The organism is Propionimicrobium sp. PCR01-08-3, from assembly GCF_030286045.1.
Lineage (GTDB): Bacteria > Actinomycetota > Actinomycetes > Propionibacteriales > Propionibacteriaceae > Brooklawnia.
This window is the reverse complement of record NZ_CP127390.1, coordinates 3068853-3093908: the sequence shown is the minus strand read 5'-3', so window position 1 is coordinate 3093908 and position 25056 is coordinate 3068853. Positions and strand designations below refer to the sequence as shown.

22 protein-coding genes and 2 pseudogenes are annotated in these 25056 nt (G+C 62.7%); 16 read left to right on the top strand and 8 right to left on the bottom strand.

The features are described from left to right. Positions 1-140: 140 nt before the first annotated feature. Together QQ658_RS14370 and QQ658_RS14365 are read right to left on the bottom strand one after the other, a co-directional pair. Positions 141-1175, bottom strand: coding sequence for a hypothetical protein (locus QQ658_RS14370; RefSeq protein ID WP_286025522.1), 1035 nt, complete (start codon positions 1173-1175; stop codon positions 141-143). After that, positions 1172-1813, bottom strand: a complete 642-nt coding sequence (locus QQ658_RS14365) for a hypothetical protein (RefSeq protein ID WP_286025521.1) — start codon at positions 1811-1813, stop codon at positions 1172-1174. The genes QQ658_RS14370 and QQ658_RS14365 overlap by 4 nt, the downstream gene beginning before the upstream one ends. 289 nt (positions 1814-2102) lie before the next feature. On the opposite strand from QQ658_RS14365, the gene QQ658_RS14360 reads away from it, so the two are divergent. The 9 genes from QQ658_RS14360 (at position 2103) to QQ658_RS14320 (ending at position 11075) form a co-directional block, all read left to right on the top strand. Then, on the top strand, positions 2103-2897 hold the full coding sequence (locus QQ658_RS14360; protein ID WP_286025520.1) for a deoxyribonuclease IV: 795 nt from the start codon (positions 2103-2105) through the stop codon (positions 2895-2897). Between the two features lie 133 nt (positions 2898-3030). Beyond that, positions 3031-3429 carry a rhodanese-like domain-containing protein gene (locus QQ658_RS14355; protein WP_286025519.1) on the top strand — a complete coding sequence of 133 codons (399 nt, stop codon included), beginning with the start codon at positions 3031-3033 and terminating at the stop codon, positions 3427-3429. A 339-nt stretch (positions 3430-3768) separates the two neighbouring features. Next, the gene (rpsF, locus tag QQ658_RS14350; protein WP_286025518.1) at positions 3769-4059 is read left to right on the top strand and encodes a 30S ribosomal protein S6; all 291 of its coding nucleotides are present in this window, start codon (positions 3769-3771) and stop codon (positions 4057-4059) included. 269 nt (positions 4060-4328) lie between these two features. Beyond that, complete coding sequence (locus QQ658_RS14345) at positions 4329-4892, top strand: single-stranded DNA-binding protein (protein WP_286025517.1); 564 nt, start codon at positions 4329-4331, stop codon at positions 4890-4892. Between the two features lie 96 nt (positions 4893-4988). Continuing rightward, the gene (gene rpsR, locus QQ658_RS14340; RefSeq protein WP_286025516.1) at positions 4989-5228 is read left to right on the top strand and encodes a 30S ribosomal protein S18; all 240 of its coding nucleotides are present in this window, start codon (positions 4989-4991) and stop codon (positions 5226-5228) included. A gap of 17 nt (positions 5229-5245) precedes the next feature. Further along, positions 5246-5692 (top strand): 50S ribosomal protein L9, encoded by a 447-nt coding sequence (gene rplI / locus QQ658_RS14335; protein ID WP_286025515.1) that lies wholly within the window; start codon positions 5246-5248, stop codon positions 5690-5692. A 328-nt stretch (positions 5693-6020) separates the two neighbouring features. After that, positions 6021-7103: a 3-phosphoserine/phosphohydroxythreonine transaminase gene (serC, locus tag QQ658_RS14330; protein WP_286025514.1), complete on the top strand. Its 1083-nt coding sequence runs from the start codon at positions 6021-6023 to the stop codon at positions 7101-7103. Between the two features lie 139 nt (positions 7104-7242). After that, positions 7243-8412 (top strand): phosphoglycerate dehydrogenase, encoded by a 1170-nt coding sequence (locus tag QQ658_RS14325; RefSeq protein ID WP_286025513.1) that lies wholly within the window; start codon positions 7243-7245, stop codon positions 8410-8412. 116 nt (positions 8413-8528) lie between these two features. Next, a complete protein-coding gene (locus QQ658_RS14320) occupies positions 8529-11075 on the top strand; it encodes a PEP/pyruvate-binding domain-containing protein (RefSeq protein ID WP_286025512.1) in 2547 nt (848 codons plus the stop codon). A 96-nt stretch (positions 11076-11171) separates the two neighbouring features. Here the strand turns inward: QQ658_RS14320 and QQ658_RS14315 are convergent, their stop codons facing one another. Next, a complete protein-coding gene (locus QQ658_RS14315; RefSeq protein WP_286025511.1) occupies positions 11172-11603 on the bottom strand; it encodes a putative endonuclease domain-containing protein in 432 nt (143 codons plus the stop codon). Between the two features lie 926 nt (positions 11604-12529). Here QQ658_RS14315 and pta point away from each other — a divergent pair. The 3 genes from pta to QQ658_RS14300 all read left to right on the top strand — a co-directional run bounded on the left by pta (position 12530) and on the right by QQ658_RS14300 (position 15465). Then, complete coding sequence (pta, locus tag QQ658_RS14310) at positions 12530-14590, top strand: phosphate acetyltransferase (protein WP_286025510.1); 2061 nt, start codon at positions 12530-12532, stop codon at positions 14588-14590. A gap of 241 nt (positions 14591-14831) precedes the next feature. Beyond that, entirely contained in the window at positions 14832-15128 is a 297-nt protein-coding gene (locus tag QQ658_RS14305; RefSeq protein WP_286025509.1) for a nucleotidyltransferase family protein, read from the top strand. 19 nt (positions 15129-15147) lie between these two features. Next, the gene (locus tag QQ658_RS14300) at positions 15148-15465 is read left to right on the top strand and encodes a HepT-like ribonuclease domain-containing protein (RefSeq protein WP_286025508.1); all 318 of its coding nucleotides are present in this window, start codon (positions 15148-15150) and stop codon (positions 15463-15465) included. 362 nt (positions 15466-15827) lie between these two features. On the opposite strand, the gene QQ658_RS14295 is transcribed toward QQ658_RS14300, so the two are convergent. Further along, on the bottom strand, positions 15828-17861 hold the full coding sequence (locus QQ658_RS14295; RefSeq protein ID WP_286025507.1) for an acyltransferase family protein: 2034 nt from the start codon (positions 17859-17861) through the stop codon (positions 15828-15830). Positions 17862-17992: 131 nt separating this feature from the next. Here QQ658_RS14295 and QQ658_RS14290 point away from each other — a divergent pair, with 131 nt between their 5' ends. The 4 genes from QQ658_RS14290 (at position 17993) to QQ658_RS14275 (ending at position 22515) form a co-directional block, all read left to right on the top strand. Then, positions 17993-19267 carry an integrase catalytic domain-containing protein gene (locus tag QQ658_RS14290; RefSeq protein WP_286025506.1) on the top strand — a complete coding sequence of 425 codons (1275 nt, stop codon included), beginning with the start codon at positions 17993-17995 and terminating at the stop codon, positions 19265-19267. Between the two features lie 247 nt (positions 19268-19514). After that, positions 19515-20705, top strand: coding sequence for an acetate/propionate family kinase (locus QQ658_RS14285; protein ID WP_286025505.1), 1191 nt, complete (start codon positions 19515-19517; stop codon positions 20703-20705). A 285-nt stretch (positions 20706-20990) separates the two neighbouring features. Then, the gene (locus QQ658_RS14280) at positions 20991-21767 is read left to right on the top strand and encodes an SDR family NAD(P)-dependent oxidoreductase (RefSeq protein WP_286025504.1); all 777 of its coding nucleotides are present in this window, start codon (positions 20991-20993) and stop codon (positions 21765-21767) included. Further along, a complete protein-coding gene (locus QQ658_RS14275; RefSeq protein WP_353057929.1) occupies positions 21760-22515 on the top strand; it encodes a lysophospholipid acyltransferase family protein in 756 nt (251 codons plus the stop codon). The genes QQ658_RS14280 and QQ658_RS14275 overlap by 8 nt, the downstream gene beginning before the upstream one ends. A 119-nt stretch (positions 22516-22634) precedes the next feature. On the opposite strand, the gene QQ658_RS14270 is transcribed toward QQ658_RS14275, so the two are convergent. The 4 genes and pseudogenes from QQ658_RS14270 to QQ658_RS15555 form a co-directional block, all read right to left on the bottom strand. Then, positions 22635-23015, bottom strand: a complete 381-nt coding sequence (locus tag QQ658_RS14270) for a hypothetical protein (protein ID WP_286025503.1) — start codon at positions 23013-23015, stop codon at positions 22635-22637. A 281-nt stretch (positions 23016-23296) separates the two neighbouring features. After that, positions 23297-23626 (bottom strand): hypothetical protein, encoded by a 330-nt coding sequence (locus QQ658_RS15565; RefSeq protein WP_502928970.1) that lies wholly within the window; start codon positions 23624-23626, stop codon positions 23297-23299. Continuing rightward, positions 23606-23776 (bottom strand): annotated as a pseudogene (locus QQ658_RS15560) (choline-binding protein D); the annotation flags it as partial. The gene QQ658_RS15565 and the pseudogene QQ658_RS15560, both read right to left, overlap by 21 nt. Before the next feature lie 78 nt (positions 23777-23854). Continuing rightward, positions 23855-24922 (bottom strand): annotated as a pseudogene (locus QQ658_RS15555) (N-acetylmuramoyl-L-alanine amidase); the annotation flags it as partial. Positions 24923-25056: the final 134 nt, after the last annotated feature.

The window sequence follows — 25056 nt, the reverse complement described above, 5'->3', positions numbered from 1 at the left end:
CCTTCCGTCGCCGTCCGCCAGCCGTCCGCGATCGGTGGCCATCCCCGTTGCCATGGTCGGGCGTGCAAAACCTTCCGCGGTTGACGGCTAACGTCTCGGTAGGGCCGGTTTGGAGGCAGCCGGCGGTTGATTGAGGAAGGTTATGCACGGTCGTCGCCGTCCCCACCAGATGATTCTCGATGGTCCCCGCGATCGGTGGCCAGCCCGGCGTCCACCAAAACTCGGACGATAAAGTCGGCGGTCGCCTGGCGGGGTGTGCGTCCGTCGGCGAGGGGCGGGCCCGCAGAAAAATATCCCTGCGGGCCACCGTGCTTGAGGCCACCCATGGTGACGATCTGCAGCCGGCCATCGCGCAACGCCCGGTTCCATGACGACTTGCGGAAGAGTGGCCAGCGTCCGGCGAAGAACACCGGCCCCAGTTTCTCCGCGACATCCGACTCGCCGTGCAGATGCCAGATCTGCTGGGCCCGGTCGAGGCCGGGATCGGCCGAAACGATGCCCGCCATCGACATCACCCGCACCGGCATCCCCAAGGCCGCCAGGTACCACGCCGCGCCGGCCGCGATCTGGGCGCCACCGCTCCATCCCAGCAAGGTGACCGGACGGTGATGTTCGGGTACGTAACCGTTGCGGATCAGGGTTGCGGCGATCTGTTCGGCGACCGCGAGATTGAAAACCGGTCCGTATCTGCGATCGGAGCTGACGAACATCTGAAAGGCGTTACGCAGATTGATCAAGAACGCCAGCGACCGGAGCCTTGTCTTGTTGAACTTCCAGCGGGCGAGCGCGCCCCAGATACGGCTCATCCGTCTGCCCTGGGTGAGCGCGGTGTTCGCCACCGAGTAGGGGTAGATCCGCCACATCACTGTGGTGCGGCCGAGACGTTCGGTGAGCAGCCGGACCATCGGGATCTCGATGACCGGGAGCTCGTCAGGACTGCTGATGCCGATGCCCGACAGGTAGATCAGATAGTGGTCCTCTTCCGCCGGAAGATCGTCGGGCACCTCGTCGTCGGGTTCATCGCCGGGACGACGGAATGCTTCGGCAACACTCGGCCAGCCGATCGTCCGGTCGTCCAGTTGGCCGCGACGCCACCAGCTGAGTGCCTCGCTGGGAGCCACCAGCCCGGCAATGATCAGACCGAGCACGACGATCGCGATAATCTGCCCGATCATCGGTGGTCTCCCAGCCTGGCGGAGCTCATCAGGTCGCGGCCGGTCAGCCCGGCCGAGCCGCTGACAAGCTTGAACACTCGTTCGCGCAGGTGCATCGGGGCGCGCTCGATCAAGGCGTCGATGCCTTGCTGGGCCAGCCAGGCAACCGCCGCGATCAGCAAGGAGTAGCCGCCGCCCATATCCAGCACCGGACGCAACCCCAGCCACATGGCCAGCAGGTGCCACACCTTCAGCACGCGCGCGACGCCCGGTCCTGTGTAGGGCAACACCACCAGGAATCCCAGCCAATAGGGCGCGTAGGCGACCAGTACCGCCGGCAGCACCACCCACAGCCGCACCCTGTCCTGCAGCAGCGCCCAGCTCAGCAACGCCACCAAACCCGCCTCGACGACACCGGTGCACAGGGTGCCGAGCCCGGATGTGGCGAGAGTCAGCAGAGTGCGCCAGCGTCCGACCCGGTTGATGGCGAGCAGGGCCCATTGCCCGAGCATCAGCGAGATGCCGGCGATGATCGCCACCCCGATCGGCACCGCCCAGCCGAATGATGCCGTCGGCCGCAGGGCACAACCGGTTCCGAAAGACAGCGAGCAGCCCACCGCACCCAGCAACGCGTCCAGAAATGCACCGAGCCAGCTCACCCGGCAAGTCTCGCACGCCGCACCGTGCACCATGCACCGCAACCTCCAGGTGCTCGCCATAAATGGCAGACGCTCGCCTTAATCCCCAAACACTCACCATCGTGCATATCGCCTAGCGAAAGGGCGTTTACTACTGCTGTAACAGCAGCAGACTTACCTACGGTGAGTGGCGTGCAGGACTGCGAGCATTCGCGAATTAGTGTGAGCATGTGGGCGTCCGGGCTGAGTCTCAAACCACCGGGTGGACGATTGTCCGCGCCGCTCTTCGAACCACACCTAGAGTGGCCCCATGACCTTCGAACTCGGGATGACCGTCGACCAGTCCGATCCGGTGGGTGAGGCGCTGCGGGGCCAGGTGCCGATCGTCCAGATTCAGATCGGCGACCCGCAGAGTTGGAAGGCACCGAAGCTCGGCTTCGAAGACGGGCCCGAGGCGCTGCGCGAGCAGGCCGAGCGGGCAGGGGTCGGCATCTACGTGCACGCGCCCTACGTGATCAATGTGGCTTCGACGAACAACCGCATCCGGATCCCGAGCCGCAAGATCTTGCAGCAACACGTCAGCGCAGCGGCCGCGATCGGGGCGCGCGGTGTGATCGTGCACGGTGGTCACGTGACTGCCAACGACGATCCGGCTCAGGGGTACGTGAACTGGTTCAAGGCCGTCGACGGGCTGCGGCTGGAGTGCCCGATCCTGATCGAGAACACGGCCGGCGGTTCGCATGCGATGGCCCGCTACCTCGATTCGATCGGCAGACTGTGGGAGCAGCTGGCCAAGGCGTCCGACTTCGATCAGGTCGGGTTCTGCCTCGACACCTGCCATGCACACGCCTCCGGCGAGGAGCTAACGGGGATCGTCGAGCGGGCGCGGGCCATCACCGGACGTATCGATCTGGTGCATCTCAACGATTCGCGCGACGTGGCCGGCTCGGGTGCCGACCGCCACACCCACCTCGGACAAGGCCAGATCGACCCCGATCTGCTGGTCGAAGTCGTGAAGCAGGCCGATGCCCCGACCATTCTGGAGACCCACGGCAGCATCGAGGATCAGGCGGCAGACGTCGCCTGGCTTCGTCAACGGCTGTAGTTACTGTCGGTGTATTCCGTTATAGCCAGCGCCGTACAATTCGGCTACCGAAATAGATCCTGGCTACCGCTATATCGGTAGCGAAAGTCTCATTCGGTAGTCACCTAACTGTGGATGAAAGAGGACGAGGACGATGGGCTTCCGCGATTTGTTCAGCAAGGACGAACCCGAGGCTGACGAGTTTGCGATCTCGATCACGGACGCGCTCGGTCAACTCGCCAAGGGCGGCCTGTTCATCGACGTACGGACGCGAAGCGAGTACGAGCGGGGCCATATCCCCGGCGCGAAGCTGATCGCGATCACCGACCTGAGGGAATCCGCGCTCGAGGCGATCTGGGGGGATGATCCGCTGGCGATGCTCGACCCGGAGACCGCGTCCAAGACCATCGTGGTGGTCAGTTCGACTCCGGCGCACGCATCAGCGGCCACCCATTTGCTGCGCGACCAAGGCCTCAACGCCTACGCGCTGGCAGGCGGCCTGATCGCCTGGGTGCGCGACGGCCAGGTGCTGTTGCCCGGCCCACCCCGCTGACCGCAGGTTGGTCCTATCCCGTTGGCCCAGAAGACCGTGCCCCGTGGCCCGCTACTTTTTCCAAAGGCTGCCGATATAGATCTTGGCTTGTGGTGTGCGCCAAGCCATCGTCCATATCGGCAGTCAGTGTTCATCAACACGAAACCTCGTGCGTGACGGCCCGACGTCCGGCACAAAGCGGAGCGGGCTATCTTGCCTGGAGGTTTCGACTTCGTCGACACAGGCGGGTAGACTCGCGGCTTGTGTCGGACGCGTCCGTAGTGTCCGGCACACGTATTACGTCCTCCTGCCACGGGAAATACTCGCGGCCGCCTAGTCCGAAGGAGGTGGAGTTAGCGTATGCGTAAGTACGAGATCATGATCATCATTGACCCCGATGTCGACGAGCGTCAGGTGCCGGCTCTGCTGGAGAAGCATCAGAAGGTCATCACCGCAGCCAACGGCGTCATCGACAACCAGGACGTCTGGGGCAAGCGCCGGATGGCCTATGAGATCAACAAGAAGCCCGAAGGCATCTACGCCGTGCTCGATATCACGGCGCCCGTTGATGCCGTCAAGGAAATGGATCGGCTCATGTCCATTGATGAGCAGATCATGCGCGCCAAGGTGATGCGCACCGACAAGAAGTAGGGGCCCGGCAGGAAATCGCCACCGCGCATCACCCTTGGAATCGAATAACTGAATCCCGGGCTGACCGTAGCCTCGCTACGCGGCTCAGCCTCGGCCCTCGGATATCCGGTTCGAAAGCTGCTGCTCGGTATCGCATTCTTCGTCAAACCCCGAGTTGAACTCGCGGAGTTGTCCACAGATTCATCGGGCATCGATTTTTTGTCGGTGCCGTGGCGAATACTTGGGAGAACCCGCAGACAACTTATTCGCACTCGTAATGGAGGAATCCCATGGCAGGTGAAACCCAGATCACACTGGTAGGCAACCTGACTGCCGACCCCGAACTACGGTTCACGCCGTCGGGCGCAGCGGTGGCAAATTTCACGGTTGCCTCAACGCCGCGCACTTTCGACCGTCAGACCAATGAGTGGAAAGACGGCGAATCCATGTTCCTCAACTGCTCCATCTGGCGCCAGGCGGCCGAAAACGTCGCCGAATCGCTCCAGAAGGGCATGCGGGTGGTCGTTCATGGCCGGCTCAAAGCACGCAGCTACGACGACCGGGAAGGCAACCGCCGCACGGTCTTCGAAGTCGACGTCGATGAGGTCGGTCCGTCGCTTCGCTACGCCACAGCAAAAGTCACCCGTACCTCTTCTGGTTCCGGCGGCAATTGGCAAGGTGGCAACCAGGGCGGCCAGCCCAATCAGGGCGGCGGCTATAACCAAGGTGGCTTTAACAACGCCAACCAGGGCGGCGGCCAGGATAACTGGCAGTCGGGTGGTTCGTCCTCACCCAACCGCGGCGTCTCGAACGACCCGTGGGCCAGCGCCCAAAGCGAAGAACCGCCGTTCTGATCGTCCGGTCAGATCGGCACAGATACACACATATACAAGGCACATTCCGGCGAAGCCTGTTGAGGGATAGCCGGGCTCAGACTAAGGAGCACCACAATGGCCGGTCCACAGCGTAAGCCTGTGAACAAGAGGAAGATCGTCCCCGTCAAGACGGTCCGCATCGGCAATGTCGACTACAAGGACACCGCAACCCTGCGGAAGTTCATCTCCGAACGCGGCAAGATCCGCGCGCGCCGGGTCACCGGGCTCAGCGTGCAGGATCAGCGCAAGGTCGCGATCGCGGTGAAGAATGCCCGCGAGCTGGCGCTGCTGCCCTACACCACGAACGCCCGCTGACCAGGAGGTGTGTTGATATGAAGCTCATTTTGACTGCAACAGTCGACAACCTCGGTATCGCCGGCGACGTCGTTGAGGTGAAGGACGGCTACGGACGCAACTATTTGCTGCCCCGTGGCTTCGCGATCGCCTATAACCGTGGCACTGCCAAGCAGATCGAGGGCATCAAGCGCGCCCGCGACGCCAAGCAGGTCCGCAGCAACGAGCATGCGGCCGAACTGCGTACTCAGCTCGAAGAGCTCCAGGTGAAGGTCGAGGCCCGCACCGATGCTTCCGGCAAGCTGTATGGCGCACTGACCGGCAACACGATCGCCCAGGCGATCAAGAAGGCCGGCGGCCCGTCGGTCGACAAGCGCGCCATCTCGGCGGCCAAGCCGATCAAGACCACCGGTACCCACCTGGTTTCGATCAAGCTGACCCCAGCGGTCACCGCCCACGTCCCCCTCGAGGTCGTCGGCGCCTGATTTCGCACAAGTTCGGGCGCACCGGCCAGCACTGGCCTGCTGTTTCCCCTAGACACGTCAGCACGCCCGGAATCGTCCGAAGCGTCGTCTGACGTTTAACGACGGTGAGTCCCTGCCCGAAGATTTGGGCGGGGACTCACCGTTATTTTGAGTTCTCAGTGGCGCTGGCCGTCACCCGGGGTCAGCCAAATAACTGCGGCAATTCCCGCCCATCCCAGGAAGACGCCCGCGAACATCGGCAAAGCGCCGAAGTCGCTGAACATTGCGGCCGACCGAACAACCGCGGACGATCCACGGGGCTCGGCACAAAGGTGCAACAATCTAACTCGTGCGCGTATATAACTTCTCCGCTGGTCCAGCGATGATGCCACAAGCCGTTCTCGAGCAGGCCCAGGCCGAATTGCTCGATTGGCAAGGCACCGGAATGTCGGTCGCCGAGGTGTCGCACCGCAGCCCCGAGTTCAAGGCCTGCGCGGCCCGCACCGAGCAATCACTACGAGATGTGATGGGTATCCCCGCCGACTACCGGGTGCTGTTCATTCAGGGCGGCGCCTACGGGCAGTTCGCCGATGTGCCGCTCAACCTGTCGAAGCCCGGCGACACCGTCGATTTCGTGCTGACCGGCCAATGGGGCGCGAAAGCCCTCAAGGAGGCCAAGCGGTTCGGCGTCGAGACAGTCGTGGTCGCCGACGAAAAGGCGTCCAACTACACCACCACCCCGGCCGGGGACACCATCACCGCGACCCCCGGTGCCGCCTACTTGCACTACACGCCGAACGAAACCATTGGCGGCGTCGAGTTCGGTTATGTTCCCGAGACCGGTGATGTGCCGCTGGTCGCGGACCTGAGTTCCACGATCCTTTCGCGTCCGATCGACGTGTCGAAGTTCGGCGTCATCTACGCGGGCACCCAGAAGAACATGGGGCCGGCCGGCATGGCCGTGGTGATCGTCCGCGAGGACCTGCTCGACCGCGCACGGCCCGATTCCCCATCGATCTGGAACTACCGGCTGATGGCCGACAACGATTCGATGCTCAACACTCCCCCGACCTTCTCGATCTATCTGCTCGGCCAGATCCTTGACTGGGTCGAGGACCACGGCGGTCTCGAAGGCATGGCGACACGCAATCGCAAGAAGGCCGAGGCGCTCTATGGCTTCCTGGACGCGTCCGGCTTCTACTCGAACCCGGTCGCTCATGATTCCCGCAGCTGGATGAACGTGCCGTTCTTGATGGCCAACTCTGATCTCGACAAGAAGTTCGTGGCGGACGCCGCCGATGCGGGTCTGACGAACCTGGCCGGGCATCGTTCGGTGGGCGGTATGCGGGCGTCCATCTACAACGCGATGCCGCCTGCTGGGGTCAACGCTCTGATCGACTTCATGAAGGAGTTCGAGCGCGTCCACGGGTGACGCGCGCCCACCCTTGCACGTTCGCGGTGGACCTAGCGGGCGCGGCGCCAGGCAATAACACAGACGATTCCGAATCACGCGGCGGCAAGTCGGCGCGTGGGATGCGCAGTAGGCGCACAGAACAGGACCGAGGCCAAAGATGACCTACCGTATCCAGACGCTGAACTCGATCAGCGCGCGCGGACTGTCAAAGCTGCCGGACACCTACGAGGTGGGTTCGCAGGTCGAAAACGCGGACGCCTGGCTGGTGCGCTCGGCCAATCTGCATTCGGTCGAGATCCCTGACTCGGTGCTGGCGATCAGCCGGGCCGGGGCCGGCACCAACACCATCCCGGTCAATCAGCTGAGCGGACGCGGCATCGTCGTGTTCAACACCCCGGGATCCAACGCGAATGCCGTCAAGGAGCTGGTGCTGGCCGGCATGCTGCTGGGCGTCCGCAACATCATTCCGGCAGCGAACTTCAGCCGCCGGCTCGCCGGGGACGACGACGAGATCAATGCCGCGGTCGAGGCCGGCAAGAAGCAGTTCGTCGGCTGGGAGTTGCCCGGGCGCACACTCGGCGTGATCGGGCTGGGCGAGGTCGGAGTTCAGGTGGCCAATGCGGCGGTGGCGCTCGGCATGAAGGTGCTCGGCTACGATCCGGCGATCACGATCCGGCACGCCTGGCAGCTCAGTTCACATGTGACCAGGGCTTCGTCCATCGACGAGGTCTTCAAGAAAGCGGACGTGCTGACGGTGCATGTGCCGCTGGTCGACGGCACGAAACACCTGGTCAATCGCGAGCGGCTCGGCCTGATGAAGCAGCGCGCGCTGGTGCTGAATTTCTCCAGGGCCGGCATCGTCGACTCTGAGGCGATGACCGAGGCCTTGGACGCCGGGTCGATCCGCGGTTACGTCTGCGACTTCCCGAGCCACGAGCTGCTCGGCCACTCCAAGGTGGTGGCGCTGCCGCATCTGGGTGCATCCACGGCGGAGGCCGAGGAGAACAGCGCAGCGATGGCGGTCATCGAGCTGCAAGACTTCTTGGAGAACGGCAACATCACGAATTCGGTGAACTTCCCGGACGCGATCCTTCCCCGGGAGCCCGGCACGACCCGCATCGTGGTGGCCAATGTCAACGTGCCGAATATGGTCGGCGAGGTGTCGTCCCTGATCGGCGACGCAGGCATCAACATCGCGAACCTGTTGAACAAGTCGCGAGGCGAACTGGCCTGGACGCTGATCGACGTGAAGGGCGAGGTCACGCGCGAGTTGCGCGCCGCGATCGAGCAAGTTGAAGGAGTGCTGCGCGTCCGTGTGATCGGATGACGCCTCGGCGTACCGTGTGGATCCAAAGCCCATGACGGGCGCTGATTCTCCACGATGCGCAGGCCAACCGGACAGGGCCGGTCACACCCGCCGGAGGCGACCTTTAGGCTGGGGCCATGGAGAGCTACAACCGGGCCAGCACGGGCATCACCGGGCTCGACCGCATCTTCGACGGGTTGCGGCTCGGCGACAACGTGGTTTGGCAGGTTGACAGCCTCTCCCAATACCGCGACCTGATCCAGCCCTTCGCCGAACGCGCCCAAGAAGAGGGCCGCCGGTTGGTCTATTTCCGGTTCGGGTCGCACGCCCCGCTCTTGGACGACCTGACCGGCGTCGAGGTCGTCAAGTTGGACGCCTCGCTGGGCTTCGAGAACTTCGCGTCCGCGGTGCACAACACCATCACCGAGAAGGGCTTCGGAGCGTTCTACGTCTTCGACCTGCTCACCTCGCTGCTGTTCACCTGGCGCAGCGACCTGGCCGTCGGCAACTTCTTCAAGGTGACCTGCCCCTACCTGTTCGACATGGACACGGTCGCCTACTTCGGGCTGATCCGCCGCGAACACACCTTCGCCACCCTGGCCATGATCCGAGACACCACCCAGCTGCTGCTCGACGTCTACCTGATCTCGGGCGACACCTATGTCCATCCATTGAAGGTCTGGCTACGCCATTCACCGACAATGTTCTTCCCCCACCTGCTCAACGGCGACGAGGCGAATCCGATCACCTCCAGCGAGACCACCGCCCGGCTGTTCGCGGCCGCGTCCCACCGCATCGATCCGCCCGACCATTGGCAGCGGGTCGTCCAGCAGGGTTGGGCGGCCCTCGACTCTCTCGAAGTCGGGGTGCAGCGCGAGGCCAAGGATGAGCTCATCGACATGTTCATCGGACGCGAGGGCCGGGTCGTCGAGCTGTGCCGCAGCCACGCCACCCTCGCCGACCTGTTGACCGTCGCGATGCGAGAGATCGGCACCGGGTACATCGGGGGCAAGTCGGTCGGCATGATCGTCGCCAACGCCATCTTGGATCACGATTCAGAGGCCCGGTTCACGCCCCGGATGGAACAGAACGACTCCTACTTCTTGGGTTCCGACCTGTTTTACACCTACATCATCGCCAACGGCTGGTGGAAGCTGTGGGTCGAGCAGAAGAGCCAGGACGGCTACTTCACCGCTGGCGCGTCACTGAACCGCAAGCTCGCCACCGGCAGGTTCCCGCCCGCGATCCGCGAGCAGTTCCTGACGATGCTGGAGTATTTCGGCCAGTCCCCGATCATCGCCCGGTCGAGTTCGCTGCTCGAAGACAACTTCGGCAATGCGTTCGCCGGCAAATACGAGTCGGTTTTCTGCGCCAACCAGGGCACCCCCGAGGAGCGGCTGCATGCGCTCGAAGACGCGGTGCGCACCGTCTATGCGTCCGCGATGAGCAACGATGCGCTGGAATACCGCCGCAACCGGGGGCTGGACACCTCGGACGAACAGATGGCCATCTTGGTGCAGCGGGTGAGCGGAGACCATCACGAGGGCCTGTTCTTCCCGCACGCCGCCGGGGTGGGTAATTCGTCCAATTTCTATGTCTGGGATCCCTCGATCGACCCGGACGCAGGGATGCTGCGGTTGGTGCTCGGTCTGGGTACCCGCGCCGTCGACCGGACGATCGCCGACCACGCCAAGCTCGTCACCTTGGACGACCCGACCCGCGAGGTCGACGCCACCGACAAGGCCCGCAACACCCAGCGCTATGTCGATGTGATGAGCCTGGACGAAAACCGGCAGCTCACCATGGCCCTGGCCGATATTCGCGAACTGGATATCAAGGCCGATTGGGATCTTTTTCTCTCGACCGATACCGAGACATTGCGGTGGCTACGGGAAAACAATCGTCCGATCAAACAGATACCGAAGGTGCTCGATTTTCACGGCCTGATCGAGCGCACCGATTTCGCACCATTGATGCGCGACATTCTCGCCAAATTGTCACAGGCCTACGATTATCCGGTCGATATCGAATACACGGTGAATATCAACGAGTCCGGCGAGCCGCGTATCAATCTGCTGCAATGCCGCCCGTTGCAGACCCGCGGGCTCGGCCATGCGATCGCGATGCCGTCCGAACCCGATCCGGCGCACATCTTGTTCAGTTCACACGGCAACTTCATGGGCGGCAATGTACGGCTGCCGCTCGACCATGTGGTGATGGTGCGCCCGGACGCGTATCTGGCGCTCGGTCAGCGCGATCGCTATGCGGTGGCGCGCGGCATGGGCGTGGTGAACAAGGCGCTCGCCGACGCCTCATTCATGATCATGGCTCCCGGACGCTGGGGCACCACGTCTCCGTCGTTGGGCATTCCGGTGCACTTCACCGAGATCAGCAATGCCGCGGTGATGGCAGAGTTCACCTATCCCGCGGGCGGGTTCATCCCGGAGCTGTCCCAGGGCAGCCATTTCTTCCAGGATCTGGTCGAGTCGGGCATTTTCTACGTGGCGATCTTCGACCAGCGTCCTGAGGTCAGCTTCGCGCCCGGCCTGGTGACCGAGGCACCCAACCGGCTGACCGAACTGGCGCCCGATCTGGCAGGGTTGGCCAATGTGCTTCATGTGGCCCGCACCGACGACCTGGTGATCTACTCCGACATCGCCTCCCAACAGGTCATCTGCTGCTGATTCCGGGAGTCGTCTGGCCCAGCACGCCAGCCGCGCCCGAAATCGACTCCCGCGCCAGGTATCTCGGGCGCGGGAGTCGATTTCGGGCGCGGGTAGTCATGGAAAGGGCCGGATGGGACTACTACGCAAGAATGCCAGCAATTTGGCCGCGAATCGTTGACCGTCGGCGAGGTCGTCCCAGGTCCAACGAAAAACCCACCACCCGAGTGCCCGAAGCCGATTCTCGCGCCGTTTCTCCCTCATGATGACGTCGGCCGCGTCGCCCATCATCGTGGTGTATTTGACGCGTCCATCGAATTCGCCGATGACGCGATACCCCTCCCACACGAAATCGGGCCGGGCCACGAAGTTCCCGTTCTGGTCGGTGATAGTGACTTGGAGTTTTGGCTGCGGAACGCCACCCATGATCATCCAATAGCGGCTCAATGATTCGCCGGCGCTCTCAGATAGCGGATCAGCATGTTCAAGGGCCCACCTTGCTGCCCTGATACCGGAGCGTCCGCTCGCAGCCTCGCAGGCTTCGACCATGCCATCAGGCGACCGCGAACTCCGCAGTGCCGCATCCACTACTTGCAGCGCTTCGTGGGGCCGGCACAGCATGGCCGTTTCGATAGCCGTCCTCGCAAGGCTCGTCACGTTCAGGCCATCAACGTGGGCCACATCTTCTGGTTCGAGTGGAGCCATGTGCGTGTGCGTCCACGTGCGCACATGCCCACCGCCCGACCCTTCACGGGTCATGAACCTTGCCCAACAGCCGCCTGGGCACCGGTAGTCCCCATAACAACGCTGCAGACGAATGGCTGATCACTGTATCGGCCCTCAGCAGCGGAGCCGTCGTCTTGATCAACGCAAAATGCCGCTCCTCTGGCTGCGTCGAGGACAAATCGAGCGCATAGCCACCATGCCGGACACGATCAAGCGCGCCAGAAGACACCTGCCTGCGCACCGACTTATCGTCGTGTCCTTGATCAACGAGGTTTGTGAATCTAAATGTGAGTGTCATGCCCCAAAGATCGTTAAGCGCAACCCCAATCGTTCAGTTATCCACAGGAGAATCTCAACGATTTCACGCGGAGGCCGAGATTGCGGCAATGGCGGTCGCCGCAGCACTGCCCGCCACGCGCGGCTGATCCGGGGAGACGTGCGGCACTGATCGTCAGCCCCACAGACGCGCCCGAAACCTGCTCCCGCGCCCGAGATACCTGGCGCGGGAGTCGATTTCGGTCGCGGATAGTCAGCGGGGCAGCGGCGGCCCTGCAGCACACCGCGGCCCCGAATCGTCCAATTTCGCGCGCGGGAACAAAGGGGGCCGCGCTCGGGAACCACGAAGCCCGGTGCGAGACCCACGAAGCCGGAGCACAGTGGTCGGCTGAGGGCGGTAGCGCACACAAATGACACTTGCTGATTCCGGCAACCTCAAGAAATGGGGGCGCGAATCGTCGTATCTTCGTAGGGTGACCAACAAAAGCGTGTATGTTACGTCCCCCGACGGGCTAGGTGGCAAAAGCGCCATCGCCCTGTGCCTGATTGAAGCACTGTCGCGGCAGGTGGATTCGGTCGGTGTTTACCGTCCCATGGTCCGCGACGACAACGACGAAGTTGCCAATGCTCTATTGGCGCATTCCGGCATCCAGCAAACCTACGAAGAAACCATCGGCGTGCAGGTTGACGCCGCCATGGACGACCCGGAGGCCGCTCTCAGCGAGATCATCTCCAAGTACGGTGCCCTGCAAGACCGCTTCCAGACCGTGGTGGTGGTCGGCAGCGACTATGTCGGGGCCGCGTCCCCGACCGAGCTGGCGTTCAACGCCCGTGTCGCCGCGAACCTGAGCTCGCCAGTGCTGCTGGTCGTAAGTGGACGCGACCGTACCCCCGACCAGGTTGTGGCGTCCGTCGAATATGCGGCCAAACAGTTCCGCGACCTGCACAATCAGATCGTCGGGGCCGTGGCCAACCGCGTCGACCCGGACGACATCGAGCAGATCCGCACCGAGCTCAAGACCCTCGGCCTTGGTTTCAGCGCCGCACTGCCCGAGAATGCCCTGCTCAGCGCGCCGAGCGTGCGGGCCCAGTTCGAGGCCCTGGACGCAAAGTTCCTGATGGGTGACGCCGCCGCTCTCGACCACGAGTCGCTCGGCACCGTGGTTGCCGGCATGACCTTGCCCAACGTGCTGACCCGGCTGGAGCCCGAATGCTCGATCGTGACGGCCTCCGACCGCACCGATCTGCTGCCGGGGCTGGTCGCCGCGCACACCTCGCAGAGTTTCCCGAATCTCGCGGCGATCTTCCTGACCGGCGGCTACCCGCTGCCCGAGGCGATCAGCCAGCTGATGGACGGCCTGAAGGTTCAGGTGCCGGTCGGCTTGGTGCAGCGCGGCACGTTCTGGACGGCGTCCAAACTGCACGATCTCAAGGGTTCGGTGATGAGTTCACCGCGCAAGCACGCCGAGGCGCTGCGCATCTTCCACGAGAATGTGGACGAGCAGGCTCTGCTGGCAGCCCTTGACGTGCCGTCCACGGCGTTGCGCACACCACGCATGTTCGAGTACCAGATCATGCAGAAGGCCCGCAGCGACAAGAAGACGATCGTGCTGCCCGAGTCGAGCGATCCCCGCATCTTGGAGGCGACCTCGATTCTGCTGCGCCGCGGCGTCGCCGATCTGGTGCTGCTGGGTGAGGAAGACAAGGTCAGGGCGGACGCTGCGGCTCTCGGCTTCGACATCACGGGCGCCAAGGTGCAGTCGATGCACGACCCGCAGCTGGCCGACCCGTTCGCCGCGAAGTATGCGGAGTTGCGCGCCAAGAAGGGCGTGACGATCGAGCAGGCCCGCGAGAAGATGACCGACCCGTCGTACTTCGGCACGATGATGGTCTACATGGGCATGGCCGACGGCATGGTTTCCGGCGCCACGCACACCACCGCGAACACCATTCGTCCGGCACTCGAGTTCATCAAGACCAAGCCGGGCGTCAAGGTGGTGTCCGGTTCGTTCTTGATGTGCATGCCCGAGCAGGTGCTGGTGTTCGCCGACTGCGCGGTCAACCCGAATCCGAACCCCGAGCAGCTGGCGACCATCGCCACGAGTTCGGCGGCCACCGCGAAGGCCTTCGACATCGAGCCGCGGGTCGCGATGCTCTCCTACTCGACCGGCACGTCGGGTTCGGGTGAAGACGTGGACGCGGTCGCCGCCGCAACCGAACTGGTCAAGCAGACCGAACCCGATTTCGCGGTCGACGGTCCGATCCAATTCGACGCTGCGATGGATCCGTCGGTCGGCAAGTCGAAGATGCCCGGCTCCCAGGTGGCGGGCCAGGCGACGGTCTTCATCTTCCCCGATCTGAACACCGGCAACAACACCTACAAGGCGGTGCAGCGCACCTCCGGCGCAATCGCGATCGGCCCGGTGCTGCAAGGCCTGAACAAGCCGGTCAACGACCTGTCGCGCGGCGCCCTGGTGGCCGACATCGTCAACACCGTGGCGATCACCGCGATCCAGGCGCAGACCGGCATCTGATCGGCCTGAACGACCTCAACAAGTAGAAGGGCTCGCACCATTCACTGGTGCGAGCCCTTCGCCGTATCGGGCACTCAACAGCGACCACGGCTTGCCCAACCCGCGCGTCCAATGCCTACCGCCAGCCGCACTGGAAAGCGCCTACGTGGAAGGAGAGATTGCGCAATCGTGGTGCCGGCAATCGCGGCATGGGCGGCGCTCATTACAACCAGACCGGGTTGCCGGCCTCTAGACTGATCTCATGAAGCTGGACGAAGCCGATCGGCGGCGCTTACGCAGCATCTGCGAGCGTTACGGTATTCAACGCCTCGAGGTTTTTGGCTCGGTTGCGCGAGGAACGGCAACCCCAGCGTCCGATATTGATCTGCTGTATTCCCTCAAGCCCGGCGTCGAGTTGGGGTGGGAAATCGAGGATCTGACCACCGAGCTGTCAGAGCTGTTCGGACGCCCAGTTGATCTGGTGTCACGCAAGTCGATTCATCCTTTGATCCGCAGCGACGTCCTGAGTCAAGCACAGGATTTCTATGCCGCCGCCTGAGGTACTACTCATCACGGAGATGATCGATGCTGCACGTGAAGCGTGCCGCCTCGTAAGAGATCAGTCCGTTGAGCAGTTGAACAACGATCGGCAGCGGAGGGACGCGCTTCTATGGAATTTCACGGTATTGGGGGAAGCTGCCGCTCAACTTCCATCCGATTTCAAGAAGCTGCATAGCGAGATCGATTGGGTACGGCCCGCGCGCCTTCGCAACCGTATCGTGCATGGCTATTGGTCCGCCGATATGAGCATTCTCGCTGCAACCGCAAACAATGATCTCCCCGAATACGCCCAGCAGCTCCAATTGCTGCTTGAGATACTCACACACGATCAATAAAGCATGCTTTGCAGTCTCGTCGGTATGGACACTGCGCGGATCGTCGCGGACCCAACCATTATGGCGGGCATGCCGACTATCCGCAGCATGCGCATCACGGGTTTCAGCAATACTCGGCCAACTGGCTGCAAGCAGGCCGGTTGATCAGGACGGTTGATGAGGCAGTCACTGACTGCCCATCGATCACACGAGAAGATGTGTTTGCGGTACTCGGGTTTGCTGCCGGATCGGTCGCGAATTGAGCGCCCGGTTGCTGCGACTTGAGCTACCTCGCAGCTGAAAACATCTCCCGGTTGCGGAGTTGCTTCTGCGCCACAATCTCGACTCGAAACACATTCTCGAAAGTCACACACTCTCGCGTCTCAAAAGCCACCCTCGACTGCGGAGACGATGCGATCGCGTGCTGGTTCCACCATCGTTGTGATGTAGTCGGACGACAGATGCCCCGGGTCCAGCCACATCAAGACATTCCCGATCACCACGGGGCATTGACCGTCGGGACAGATCAGATCGGTGAAATCGAGATTCGTGTAGCCGGAGCGATTATCCAATTCCTCCGCCGGGTTGATCGGTTTCAGCAGACCCGACTCGGGAACCATGCATGCGTCCGGGTTATCGAGATGCTTGGTGTAGCACTCGACTCGATCGTCCTCTGTGCGGGGATTGTCGCGGATTCCGGTCACGGATATACCCTCGTCGATCAATTCGTCGATGGTCTCGGCAATTCCCGGAACCAGATTCTCGCCATCTGCACTCACATCAGACCGGGTGGAATGCAGAATCACGGCGTCGGGATGAAGGTCGAGAACATAGCGGTTGAATGCCTCATTCGCAGGAGTGCATTGATCGAGGTACTCGACAACCGTGAAGTTGCAGCCGGGCTGCAGAAGTGACACCAACTGCCAGTTCTGTTCTTCAGCAATGGGCAGAATCGCTGCCATCATCTGTGCGCTATGTGAGTTTCCTACAACCACGACCGTTTTTGATGGAAACGTGACCATGGGCGATTGCTTGCACCAGCCGGGCGTGAGATCAATGTCGGTGGCGTACCTACCGGTGCAGTCTTCTTCAAGTCCGAACCATTGGGTGTCCAGTTCGCCGACCCTGGGCAGGATGGTTGCATCCGCGTCGCCCTCATACACAAAGTCGGGCATCAGCGATTGGGCGCCGGGGTTGTTCCTTGTGAACTGTTCGCGAGCCTGCTCACTCTCGATCCGCACCCGGTTGGTGTCCCAGATGAGCCAGCCACCCACCGGGACCGACGCGAGAGCGACGCTCGTGACCACAATGATGGCCATGTGCTTGGTGGTCGACTCGGCCCAGTGCCACCGTCGCAGCGGCTCATCGATCAGCCTGGTCAGCGTCACCGCCAGGGCCACACTTGCCACAACCAACACCACACCTGATCGGGGGCCGGCTTCGGGACGGTCCCTGATCACCATGTAGGTGATCAGCAATGGCCAATGCACGAGATAGAGCGCGTAAGCCGAATCTCCCAACCGGACGATCGGCCCCCAGCTGAGAAGACGATCGATACCGAAACGAGATCCCGACTGGCCAACCGCCATTATCGCCGCCGCCGAGACCAGCGGCCACAGAGCGATCCATCCGGGAAAGACACCCTGCACGTCGATCAGAATGCCGACCGACAGCATGCTCACAAATCCCGCCCAGCCGAGGGCGAGGCGTCCGGCCTTGGGGACCTTGATGAAAGGAATCGCCAGGGCCAGCAGCGAACCCAGCGCAAACTCCCACAGTCGAGCCCGAGTATCGAAGTAAGCAAACGCCTGATCTGCCCCGGTTGCGTAGATCGAGTAGCTCAGCGATACAGCAAAGATCACGCTGAATGTCACGGCCAGCGTCTTGACCGGACGAATATCGAAGCGCTTCTTAATCCAACTCGCGAACAAGAAGATCAGTGGCCAGAGCAGGAATACCTGACCTTGCATCGACAACGACCAGAAATGCTGGAACGGAGACGAGAGTGAACGGTCGGTCGCGTAGTAGTCGGCTTGTTCTTGGGCCAGATGCCAGTTCTCGACATAGAAGATGGACGCCAAGCCATCTCGACGGAAAGCCCAGACCGATCCCTCCGGATAGAAGACGGCCAGCAACAGCGAAGTGACCAAGATAGTCGCTGCCGCCAACGGCAGCAGGCGCTTAAATGTGTGCAGCCAGTATCGCCCGAGCGCGAGAGGTCGTTCGCCCTCAAGCTTGCGGACAAACGACAAGGTCATGAAGAAGGCTGAGATCAGCAAGAAGATGTCTACGCCACCCGAAACCCGGCCAATGAAGACGTGGTAGACGACGACCATGAGCACTGCGACGGCGCGCAAGCCCTGAATCTCTGGACGAAATCCCGAATAGCGGGCAACGAGACTCGGAGAAGACTGCACCCGGAGACTTTACCTGAGAAAACCCTGAAACAAGAACCGGGCGCGTTGACTCATCGTAGATGCCCGCGTAGCGCGAGTCGTTGACTCATTTGAAGATGCCCGCGTGGGATCTATAACGAATGGAGCTCACGATGGCAGCGCGTAAAGCGATTACGAAGGCGCAGTTGGCGAAGTGGCCGAAGGCGACCAAGACGGAGAAGGGTCAGATTCTGGACGCCGTCTGTGCGGTGACTGGCTGGCATCGTGACCATGCCCGTAAAGCGATCCGGACCATGCTCGCTAACCCTGACCCGCGCCCACGCCGGCCACGAACCCCTCTCCAGCGCTACGACCAGGCCGCGGTCGATCTGTTGACCCGCTGCTGGGCGATACTGGACGGGCCCTGCGGTAAACGCCTGCGACCCGCACTGCCCGAAACCCTGGCCAACCTGACCCGGCACGGACACCTCGACAACACACCCAGCGAGATCATCGAGCAGGTCCAGGCCATGTCCGCGGCCACGATCGATCGCCGTCTCGCTCCCGCCCGGGTCGGGCTAGTCGCCGGTAAGGGCATGTCCCACACCCGTCCCGGATCCCTGCTGAAGACCTCGATCCCACTCAAAACCTGGGCCCAGTGGAACGACACCGTCCCCGGCTTCATCCAAATCGACCTGGTCGGCCACGAAGGCGGCGACAACAACGGCCAATTCCATTACAGCCTGGACGCCACCGACATCGCCACCGGCTGGACCGAAACCATCACTGTCCGATCCAAAGGCGAACGCATCGTGTCCGCCGGACTGGACCAACTCCACCTCCGATTCCCGTTCCACATCGCCGGCATCCACTCCGATAACGGCTCCGAATTCATCAACCACCACCTGCTGCGCTGGTGCACCACCCGCCACATCACCTTCTCCCGGGGCCGAGCCTCCCACTCCAACGACCAAGCCCACGTCGAAGAGAAAAACTGGTCAGTCGTGCGCCGCAACGTCGGCTACTACCGTTACGACACCGCCCGCGAACTCGACCTGCTCAACCAGCTCTGGCCCCTGGTCTCACTCCAAGTCAATCTGTTCTTGCCCCAACAAAAACTCATCTCCAAAACCCGCACCGGCGCGAAAGTCTCCAAACGCTACGACACCGCCACCACACCACTCAACCGCCTACGACACCACTACCCCGACATCCTCGACCCCCACGACCAGACCCACCTCGAAACCCTGCACCACGACACCGACCTACTCGACCTGAAAAACCGCATCGCCGACATCCAAGGCAACCTCACCGAACTCGCCCGCCGCCGCGGCCAAACCCAACGCCGCGCCAAAACCAACCACGTCTACCTCAGCCGCACCAAAATGAGCACCCGCAAGCGGGCAAAACCCGACGAGTCAACGACCCCCAACACGCGGGCATCTTGACATGAGGCAACACGCCGGGTTACAGCCCGAATGAGGACAAGAAGGCGACCACCAAGAAATCTGCGGCTGCGTTGAAGCGTGGGCGATCTCCGGCCGCAATGGCAGTCGGTACCCGGCGGGCTCGAGCCGCGCAGGCGTCGCACGCCTTTCGGTGATCACAGATGACCCAGGCGAGGGAGCAAGCCCAGCGTCCCGGCTGTAAAGTGGCTTACCGTCGTGACTTCTCAGCAAGGGGGACCCAACTACTATGTCCAAGCCGATCCTCGTCCTGAACTGTGGATCAAGCTCGATCAAATACCAGATGATCGACGTCGAGAGCGAAGAACTGCTTGCCAAGGGCATCGTGCAGCGCATCGCGACCGGCACCACCGGAACCATCGACCATGAGGTGCTCGCAGGTGAGCCCGGCGAGTTCCACGTCGACCAAGAGCTCGACAACCACGAAGCCGCTCTGGCAACTGTTTTCGACCTCTTCAAGCAGCACGGTCCTGACCTTTCCTCCACCGTGGCCGTCGCGCACCGCACCGTGCATGGTGGCGACAAGTTCGCTGACCCCACGCTGATCACCGACGAAGTCGTCGATACTCTGCGTGAACTGTCGCCGCTGGCTCCGCTGCACAATCCGGCCGGTATCTCCGGCATCGAGGCGGCCCGCAAGCTGCTCCCCGAGATTCCCCATGTCGGCATCTTCGACACCGCATTCTTCGTCCGGCTGCCCGCCGAGGCCTTTACCTACGCCATCGACACCGACCTGGCCAAGCGCACCCGCATCCGCAAGTACGGCTTCCACGGCACCAGCCACCAGTTCGTCAGCGGCGAGGTCTCCAAGCTGCTGGGACGCGACGACCTCAAGCAGATCGTCTGCCACCTCGGCAACGGCGCCTCGATCTCGGCCGTCGACTCCGGGCATGCCATTGAAACCTCGATGGGCCTCACCCCACTGGCCGGCCTGGTGATGGGCACCCGCTCCGGCGACATCGACCCCGGCATCGTCGGCTACCTGAGCCGCGAACTCGGTCTCAGCTCCGCCGAGATCGACGACGAGCTCAACAAGCGCTCCGGCATGCTCGGGCTGACCGGCCACACCGATATGCGTGACGTCGAGTCCGCGATCGACGCCGGCAACGAGCAGGCCCGCATCGGCATGGACGTCTACATTCACCGCATCGCGTTCTACATCGGCGGCTACGCGGCCCTGCTGGGCGGCCTGGACGCCATCACCTTCACCGCCGGTGTGGGCGAGAACGCCGCGCTGGTTCGCTCCGAGGTCTGCGCCCGGCTGGGTGGTCTCGGCGTCGAATTGGACGAGGACGCCAACGCTCAGCGCTCCAAGGATCCCCGGGTCATCTCGACCGATGCGTCCAAGGTCAAGGTGCTCGTTGTGCCGACCAACGAAGAACTGGCGATGGCCCGCCAGACCGCCGAGCTGCTCGGCTGACCTGCCCGCTCTGATAAGGCCGCCACACATCGGCTCCATCACACACACTGATGGTCATGCCCGACGTGGTGGGCCAAGACTCATTGGGTGCTCCGGAAGATTGACGGTGAGGCGGTCTCCGGAGCGCCCATGGCACGCCCCGATGATCGGGACACGCTGTGTAGTCACATCGCGAGTATCTCATCGCGAACAGGACACGGTTTCGGGATTATGATCGGCTGACCTGCTTCGAGCATGGCAACGGCCATGTTCTGTTGAACGACGCATCCCGCTAGATTGGAGAACATGGCGACAGCATTGGTCACGGGGGGCACCTCGGGCATAGGACGAGCCTTCGCGACCGAGCTCGCCGAGCGCGGCTACGACCTCGTGTTGGTGGCGCGCGACCAGTCCCGGCTTGATCAAACTGCCTCTGACTTGCGTACGCGTTTCGGATGTGAGGTCGAGACCTTGCACGCCGATCTTGCTGTCCGAAGCGATCTCGACCCTGTCATCGCTCGCTTGAGCGAGACCGATCGTCCGGTCGATGTCCTGGTGAACAATGCCGGATTCGGGCTGAACGCGTCGTTGCTCGATGAGGATGTCGCCACCCAAGAACGTGCGATGGATGTCATGTGCACCGCGGTGCTGATCTTGTCCGGTGCGGCCGGCAGATCGATGAAAGCGCGGGGACAGGGCATGATCATCAACGTGTCGTCGGTGTCGGCGTGGATCGTCAAGGGCAACTACTCGGCCATCAAGCGCTGGGTACTCACCTATACCCAGGCGCTCGCGCTCGAATTGTCGGGCACCGGCGTGCAGGCCACCGCGGTGTGCCCGAGCTGGGTCAAAACTGAGCTGCACGAGCGCGCCGGGGTGGCGCGTCCGAAGCTGCCGGGCTGGGCCTGGGTCGACGGTTCTGTCGTAGCCAAAACCGCTTTGGACGCAGCCGCCGCCGGCAAACCGGTAGCCATTCCCACCCGCAAATGGCGCGTCGCGGTCTGGTTCTTGGACCATGCGCCCAAGGGGCTGTCACGCGCCATCTCCCGCAAGATCACGAAGTCGAGGAGGTCTGATGGCTAAGCTCGGCGACAACAAGAGGCGTTTCAAGAATCCGCTGTCGGTCACGGCGAGCACCGCCGCTCAGCAGCTGTTGATGAAGCCTGCCGTGTGGGGCATTCTCAACGTCCACGTGCACGGCGAGGAGAACCTTGAGGGAGTGGAAGAGCCCTTCATCGCCATCGCCAATCACTCCTCGCACTTCGATGCGCCGTTGATCATGGGGGCGCTGCCGGCCAGGCTCAGCAGGCATCTGGCCACCGGTGCTGCGGCCGACACGTTCTTCACCAAACGGTCGAACGCGCTGGCGATCGAGCTGTTCATGAATGCCTATCCGGTGAACCGTGGCGCCACCAGAGATCACCGCGGCATGTCGAAGCAGCTGCTCAGCGATGGTGTGCCGCTGTTCATCTTTCCCGAGGGCACCCGCTCACGCACCGGCGGGATGGGGCCGTTCACCCCCGGTGTGGCGGCGCTCGCGATCTCGTTCAACTGCCAGGTGCTGCCCGCCGCGATCGTCGGCTCCTACGCCGCCTGGCCAGCCCGGCAGAAGCGCTGGAATCCCGGGCGTCCGGACGTGCATGTGGTCTTCGGTCTGCCGATGCGCCCGCGTCCCGGTGAGATCGCCCACGAGTTCAACGAGCGGATGCGCCGCAAGGTCATCGAAATGCATGACTCCACCGCGACCGCCTACTCGATGCCCACCCAAAACGAGCTGGCTCACATCGCCGCGATCGAGGCACCGAAGAAGCCCAAGAAGGACGACAAGTAGCCGCTGCAGTCGCTGCTGGAGGTAGCGTGACTCTCCCGCTGGAGGTAACGTAAATCGCCTAGGTTTACGCCTCGGCTAGCAGGTTCACCAGTTTAGGTTGGTAGCTTGTCTATGGCTCGTCAGGCCACCAGCTGTGCGGCACGTTGATGTGAGACTCCCATGACCGTTCCAATGTCACGCAATGTCAGCCCGGCGTGTTGCAGTGCTCGAGCAGCTGCCCGGGAGGCCTCAGCCGCTTCCCGCTGTTTTCGGGCCACATCTTTGCGCAGCCGTTCGGCCTCTTCCGCTGCGGAGGTGAACTCATGCGGCAAAACAGGATGCACATCAATATCGAAAGTGTCCTCACCAAGGCCCATCTGATAAGCGATAGCTTCACGCATATCGTCCGCTGCCTGATCGAGACGGCGGACTTGCGACACGCTGCCGGCTTCCGCACACTCGGTGACCCACCAGGGTCCCCGCCCACGCTCAGCGGTAACCACAAATGTCTTGCGACTCATCGCCACCATCCTTTTCCACCAAACTCCTCCGCAAACTGATCGAAGAATTTCCCAGCAGTCACCTCATCCACCTCGGCATGCCGTCCAAGAGTTCGGCTTGTCGACCCGACTATGACAGCCGTGTGTCGCGTCAGCTCAACAATCCTGTACTCCAGGCCCGCAGCTTTAGCCGCCGCCTGGATTTTCTTGAGCACAGCTCTTCGCTTCACACAGGGATAGTCTAGTGCACACTTGCAGTTTAAGGCAAGAGAGCTCTAGACATCGGATCGTCCCAAGTAGCGCTACTGAACCCAGGCTCCGCTTGCGTCCAGGTAGTACCAGGTGCCGCCGACACTGACCCACCCTGTGGCCATCGAGCCATCGGAACGCAGGTAGTACCACGTATTGCCGAGCTGCAGCCAGCCGGTCCTCATGGCTCCACTCGCGTCGAGGTAATACCACGTGGCGCCGAGCTTCTGCCAGCCGGTGGCCATGGCACCATCAGGGGCCAGGTAGTACCAGGAGCCGCCGGTGCTCAGCCAACCGGTGGTCATCGCACCACTGGACGCCAGGTAGTACCACGAACTGTCGAGCTTCACCCAGCCGGACGCCATAGCGCCACTCGCGTCCAGGTAGTACCAGGTGCCGCGATCGTTCACCCAGCCGGTGAGCATCACGCCATCGGAGCGCAAGTAGTACCACGAGCCCCCGGTGCTCAACCATCCGGTGGCCAGCGAGCCGTCGGAGTACCGGTAATACCAGTTTCCGTTCTTCTGCTCCCAGCTACCCGACCAGTCGCTGGGCGCCCCGACCTGCTGAACAAGGCTGGAAAGCTGCGAATAGATCTGGTTTCCCGGGCAATCGGTCGGATAGACATCGCGGTGCCCGAAGATGCGAGACAGTGCCGCACCGCCCTGGCTGGTGAACCCTGAGGCGTCGCGGGCGTCCAAACCGGCCAGATCGAAGCGATACTCGATCACCGTCTTGAACGCATTCAGCATCGCCTGAGTGGGTGCGGTGCTGGTGTAGGTGCCGAGCGCGGAGACGCCCAGGGTGCCGGTGTTCGAGCCGTAGGCATGTCCTCCGACGATCATCGAGCTCGCGGCGACATCGAGCGAACCCTCGCGTCCCTCCCACATGCCGCCGTACTTGTCGACCAAGAAGTTGTAGCCGATGTCTCCCCAACCCAAGGTGATCGCGTGGTAGTAGTAGATGCCCGCGATGATGCCGGGCACATCGCCCTGCGCATAGTTGTTCGTGCCGGCCGTGTGATGGACGATGGCAGCCTTCAGCTTGGCTTGCTCATCGCCCCAGGTGGGAGCCGGTGAATTGCCGTCCCACGCACTGCGGGGACGGATACCGCGGGCGATACCCTCGCGTCCCTCGTCCGTGGTGCCGGACTGGGTGTTCGCCTGCGGCCCGACCCGGCTCGACAGCGATCCATCGCCCTGTTCGGCGACGACCAGCTTCAGATCGGCCGGCAGTGAGTCGGCCTCGCCGGTGATCTGCACCTGGACGGCGGTGGCCACCCCGGAGATGAACGGATCACTACCACCGGCGTTGCCCGACTGCTGAGGATCGGCGCTGACACTCGACCAATCGCTCCAGCCCGAGGCTTCGAGCACCCGGATGAACGCTGCGTTCGCGTCATCGAGGCTGTCTTCGGCGTTCCAGGTCAAAGCTGACACCGTGAACTGGCCGAGGTCGATCTGATCGGTGATGACGGCGGACCCGTCGACGGTCGTGCCGGTTGCCAGGTCGGTCTCATCGGCGTCCGCCGCACCTTCACGAGCGTCCGCCGTCAGACTCGCGGACGAATCGGTGAGCGCGATCTCGACCGGTTCGATGGCAGTTCCGGCTTCGTCCGCGACCGCCGGCGAGCCGGCGTACAGAGCGCCGCCGGCCACCAGTGCGCCGACAACCGCCATCGAAACAGCACGTGAAACCTTGAACTTATGCACGAGGTGTCTTCCCTTCTGGGGTCACGAAACGCCCGTCACCGTCTCGGCGCCATGGTGCACCGAAGGTTCTCAAAGAATTCTCGGTTCATTGACAGTAAAAA

Bases quoted from the DNA above. Each gene is read 5' to 3' on its own strand.
- QQ658_RS14370 (WP_286025522.1), bottom strand. From the start codon at position 1,175: ATGATCGGGCAGATTATCGCGATCGTCGTGCTCGGTCTGATCATTGCC.
- QQ658_RS14360 (WP_286025520.1), top strand. From the start codon at position 2,103: ATGACCTTCGAACTCGGGATGACCGTCGACCAGTCCGATCCGGTGGGT.
- QQ658_RS14355 (WP_286025519.1), top strand. From the start codon at position 3,031: ATGGGCTTCCGCGATTTGTTCAGCAAGGACGAACCCGAGGCTGACGAG.
- rpsF (WP_286025518.1), top strand. From the start codon at position 3,769: ATGCGTAAGTACGAGATCATGATCATCATTGACCCCGATGTCGACGAG.
- QQ658_RS14345 (WP_286025517.1), top strand. From the start codon at position 4,329: ATGGCAGGTGAAACCCAGATCACACTGGTAGGCAACCTGACTGCCGAC.
- rpsR (WP_286025516.1), top strand. From the start codon at position 4,989: ATGGCCGGTCCACAGCGTAAGCCTGTGAACAAGAGGAAGATCGTCCCC.
- rplI (WP_286025515.1), top strand. From the start codon at position 5,246: ATGAAGCTCATTTTGACTGCAACAGTCGACAACCTCGGTATCGCCGGC.
- QQ658_RS14325 (WP_286025513.1), top strand. From the start codon at position 7,243: ATGACCTACCGTATCCAGACGCTGAACTCGATCAGCGCGCGCGGACTG.
- QQ658_RS14320 (WP_286025512.1), top strand. From the start codon at position 8,529: ATGGAGAGCTACAACCGGGCCAGCACGGGCATCACCGGGCTCGACCGC.
- QQ658_RS14315 (WP_286025511.1), bottom strand. From the start codon at position 11,603: ATGGTCGAAGCCTGCGAGGCTGCGAGCGGACGCTCCGGTATCAGGGCA.
- QQ658_RS14305 (WP_286025509.1), top strand. From the start codon at position 14,832: ATGAAGCTGGACGAAGCCGATCGGCGGCGCTTACGCAGCATCTGCGAG.
- QQ658_RS14300 (WP_286025508.1), top strand. From the start codon at position 15,148: ATGATCGATGCTGCACGTGAAGCGTGCCGCCTCGTAAGAGATCAGTCC.
- QQ658_RS14290 (WP_286025506.1), top strand. From the start codon at position 17,993: ATGGCAGCGCGTAAAGCGATTACGAAGGCGCAGTTGGCGAAGTGGCCG.
- QQ658_RS14285 (WP_286025505.1), top strand. From the start codon at position 19,515: ATGTCCAAGCCGATCCTCGTCCTGAACTGTGGATCAAGCTCGATCAAA.
- QQ658_RS14280 (WP_286025504.1), top strand. From the start codon at position 20,991: ATGGCGACAGCATTGGTCACGGGGGGCACCTCGGGCATAGGACGAGCC.
- QQ658_RS14275 (WP_353057929.1), top strand. From the start codon at position 21,760: ATGGCTAAGCTCGGCGACAACAAGAGGCGTTTCAAGAATCCGCTGTCG.
- QQ658_RS14270 (WP_286025503.1), bottom strand. From the start codon at position 23,015: ATGAGTCGCAAGACATTTGTGGTTACCGCTGAGCGTGGGCGGGGACCC.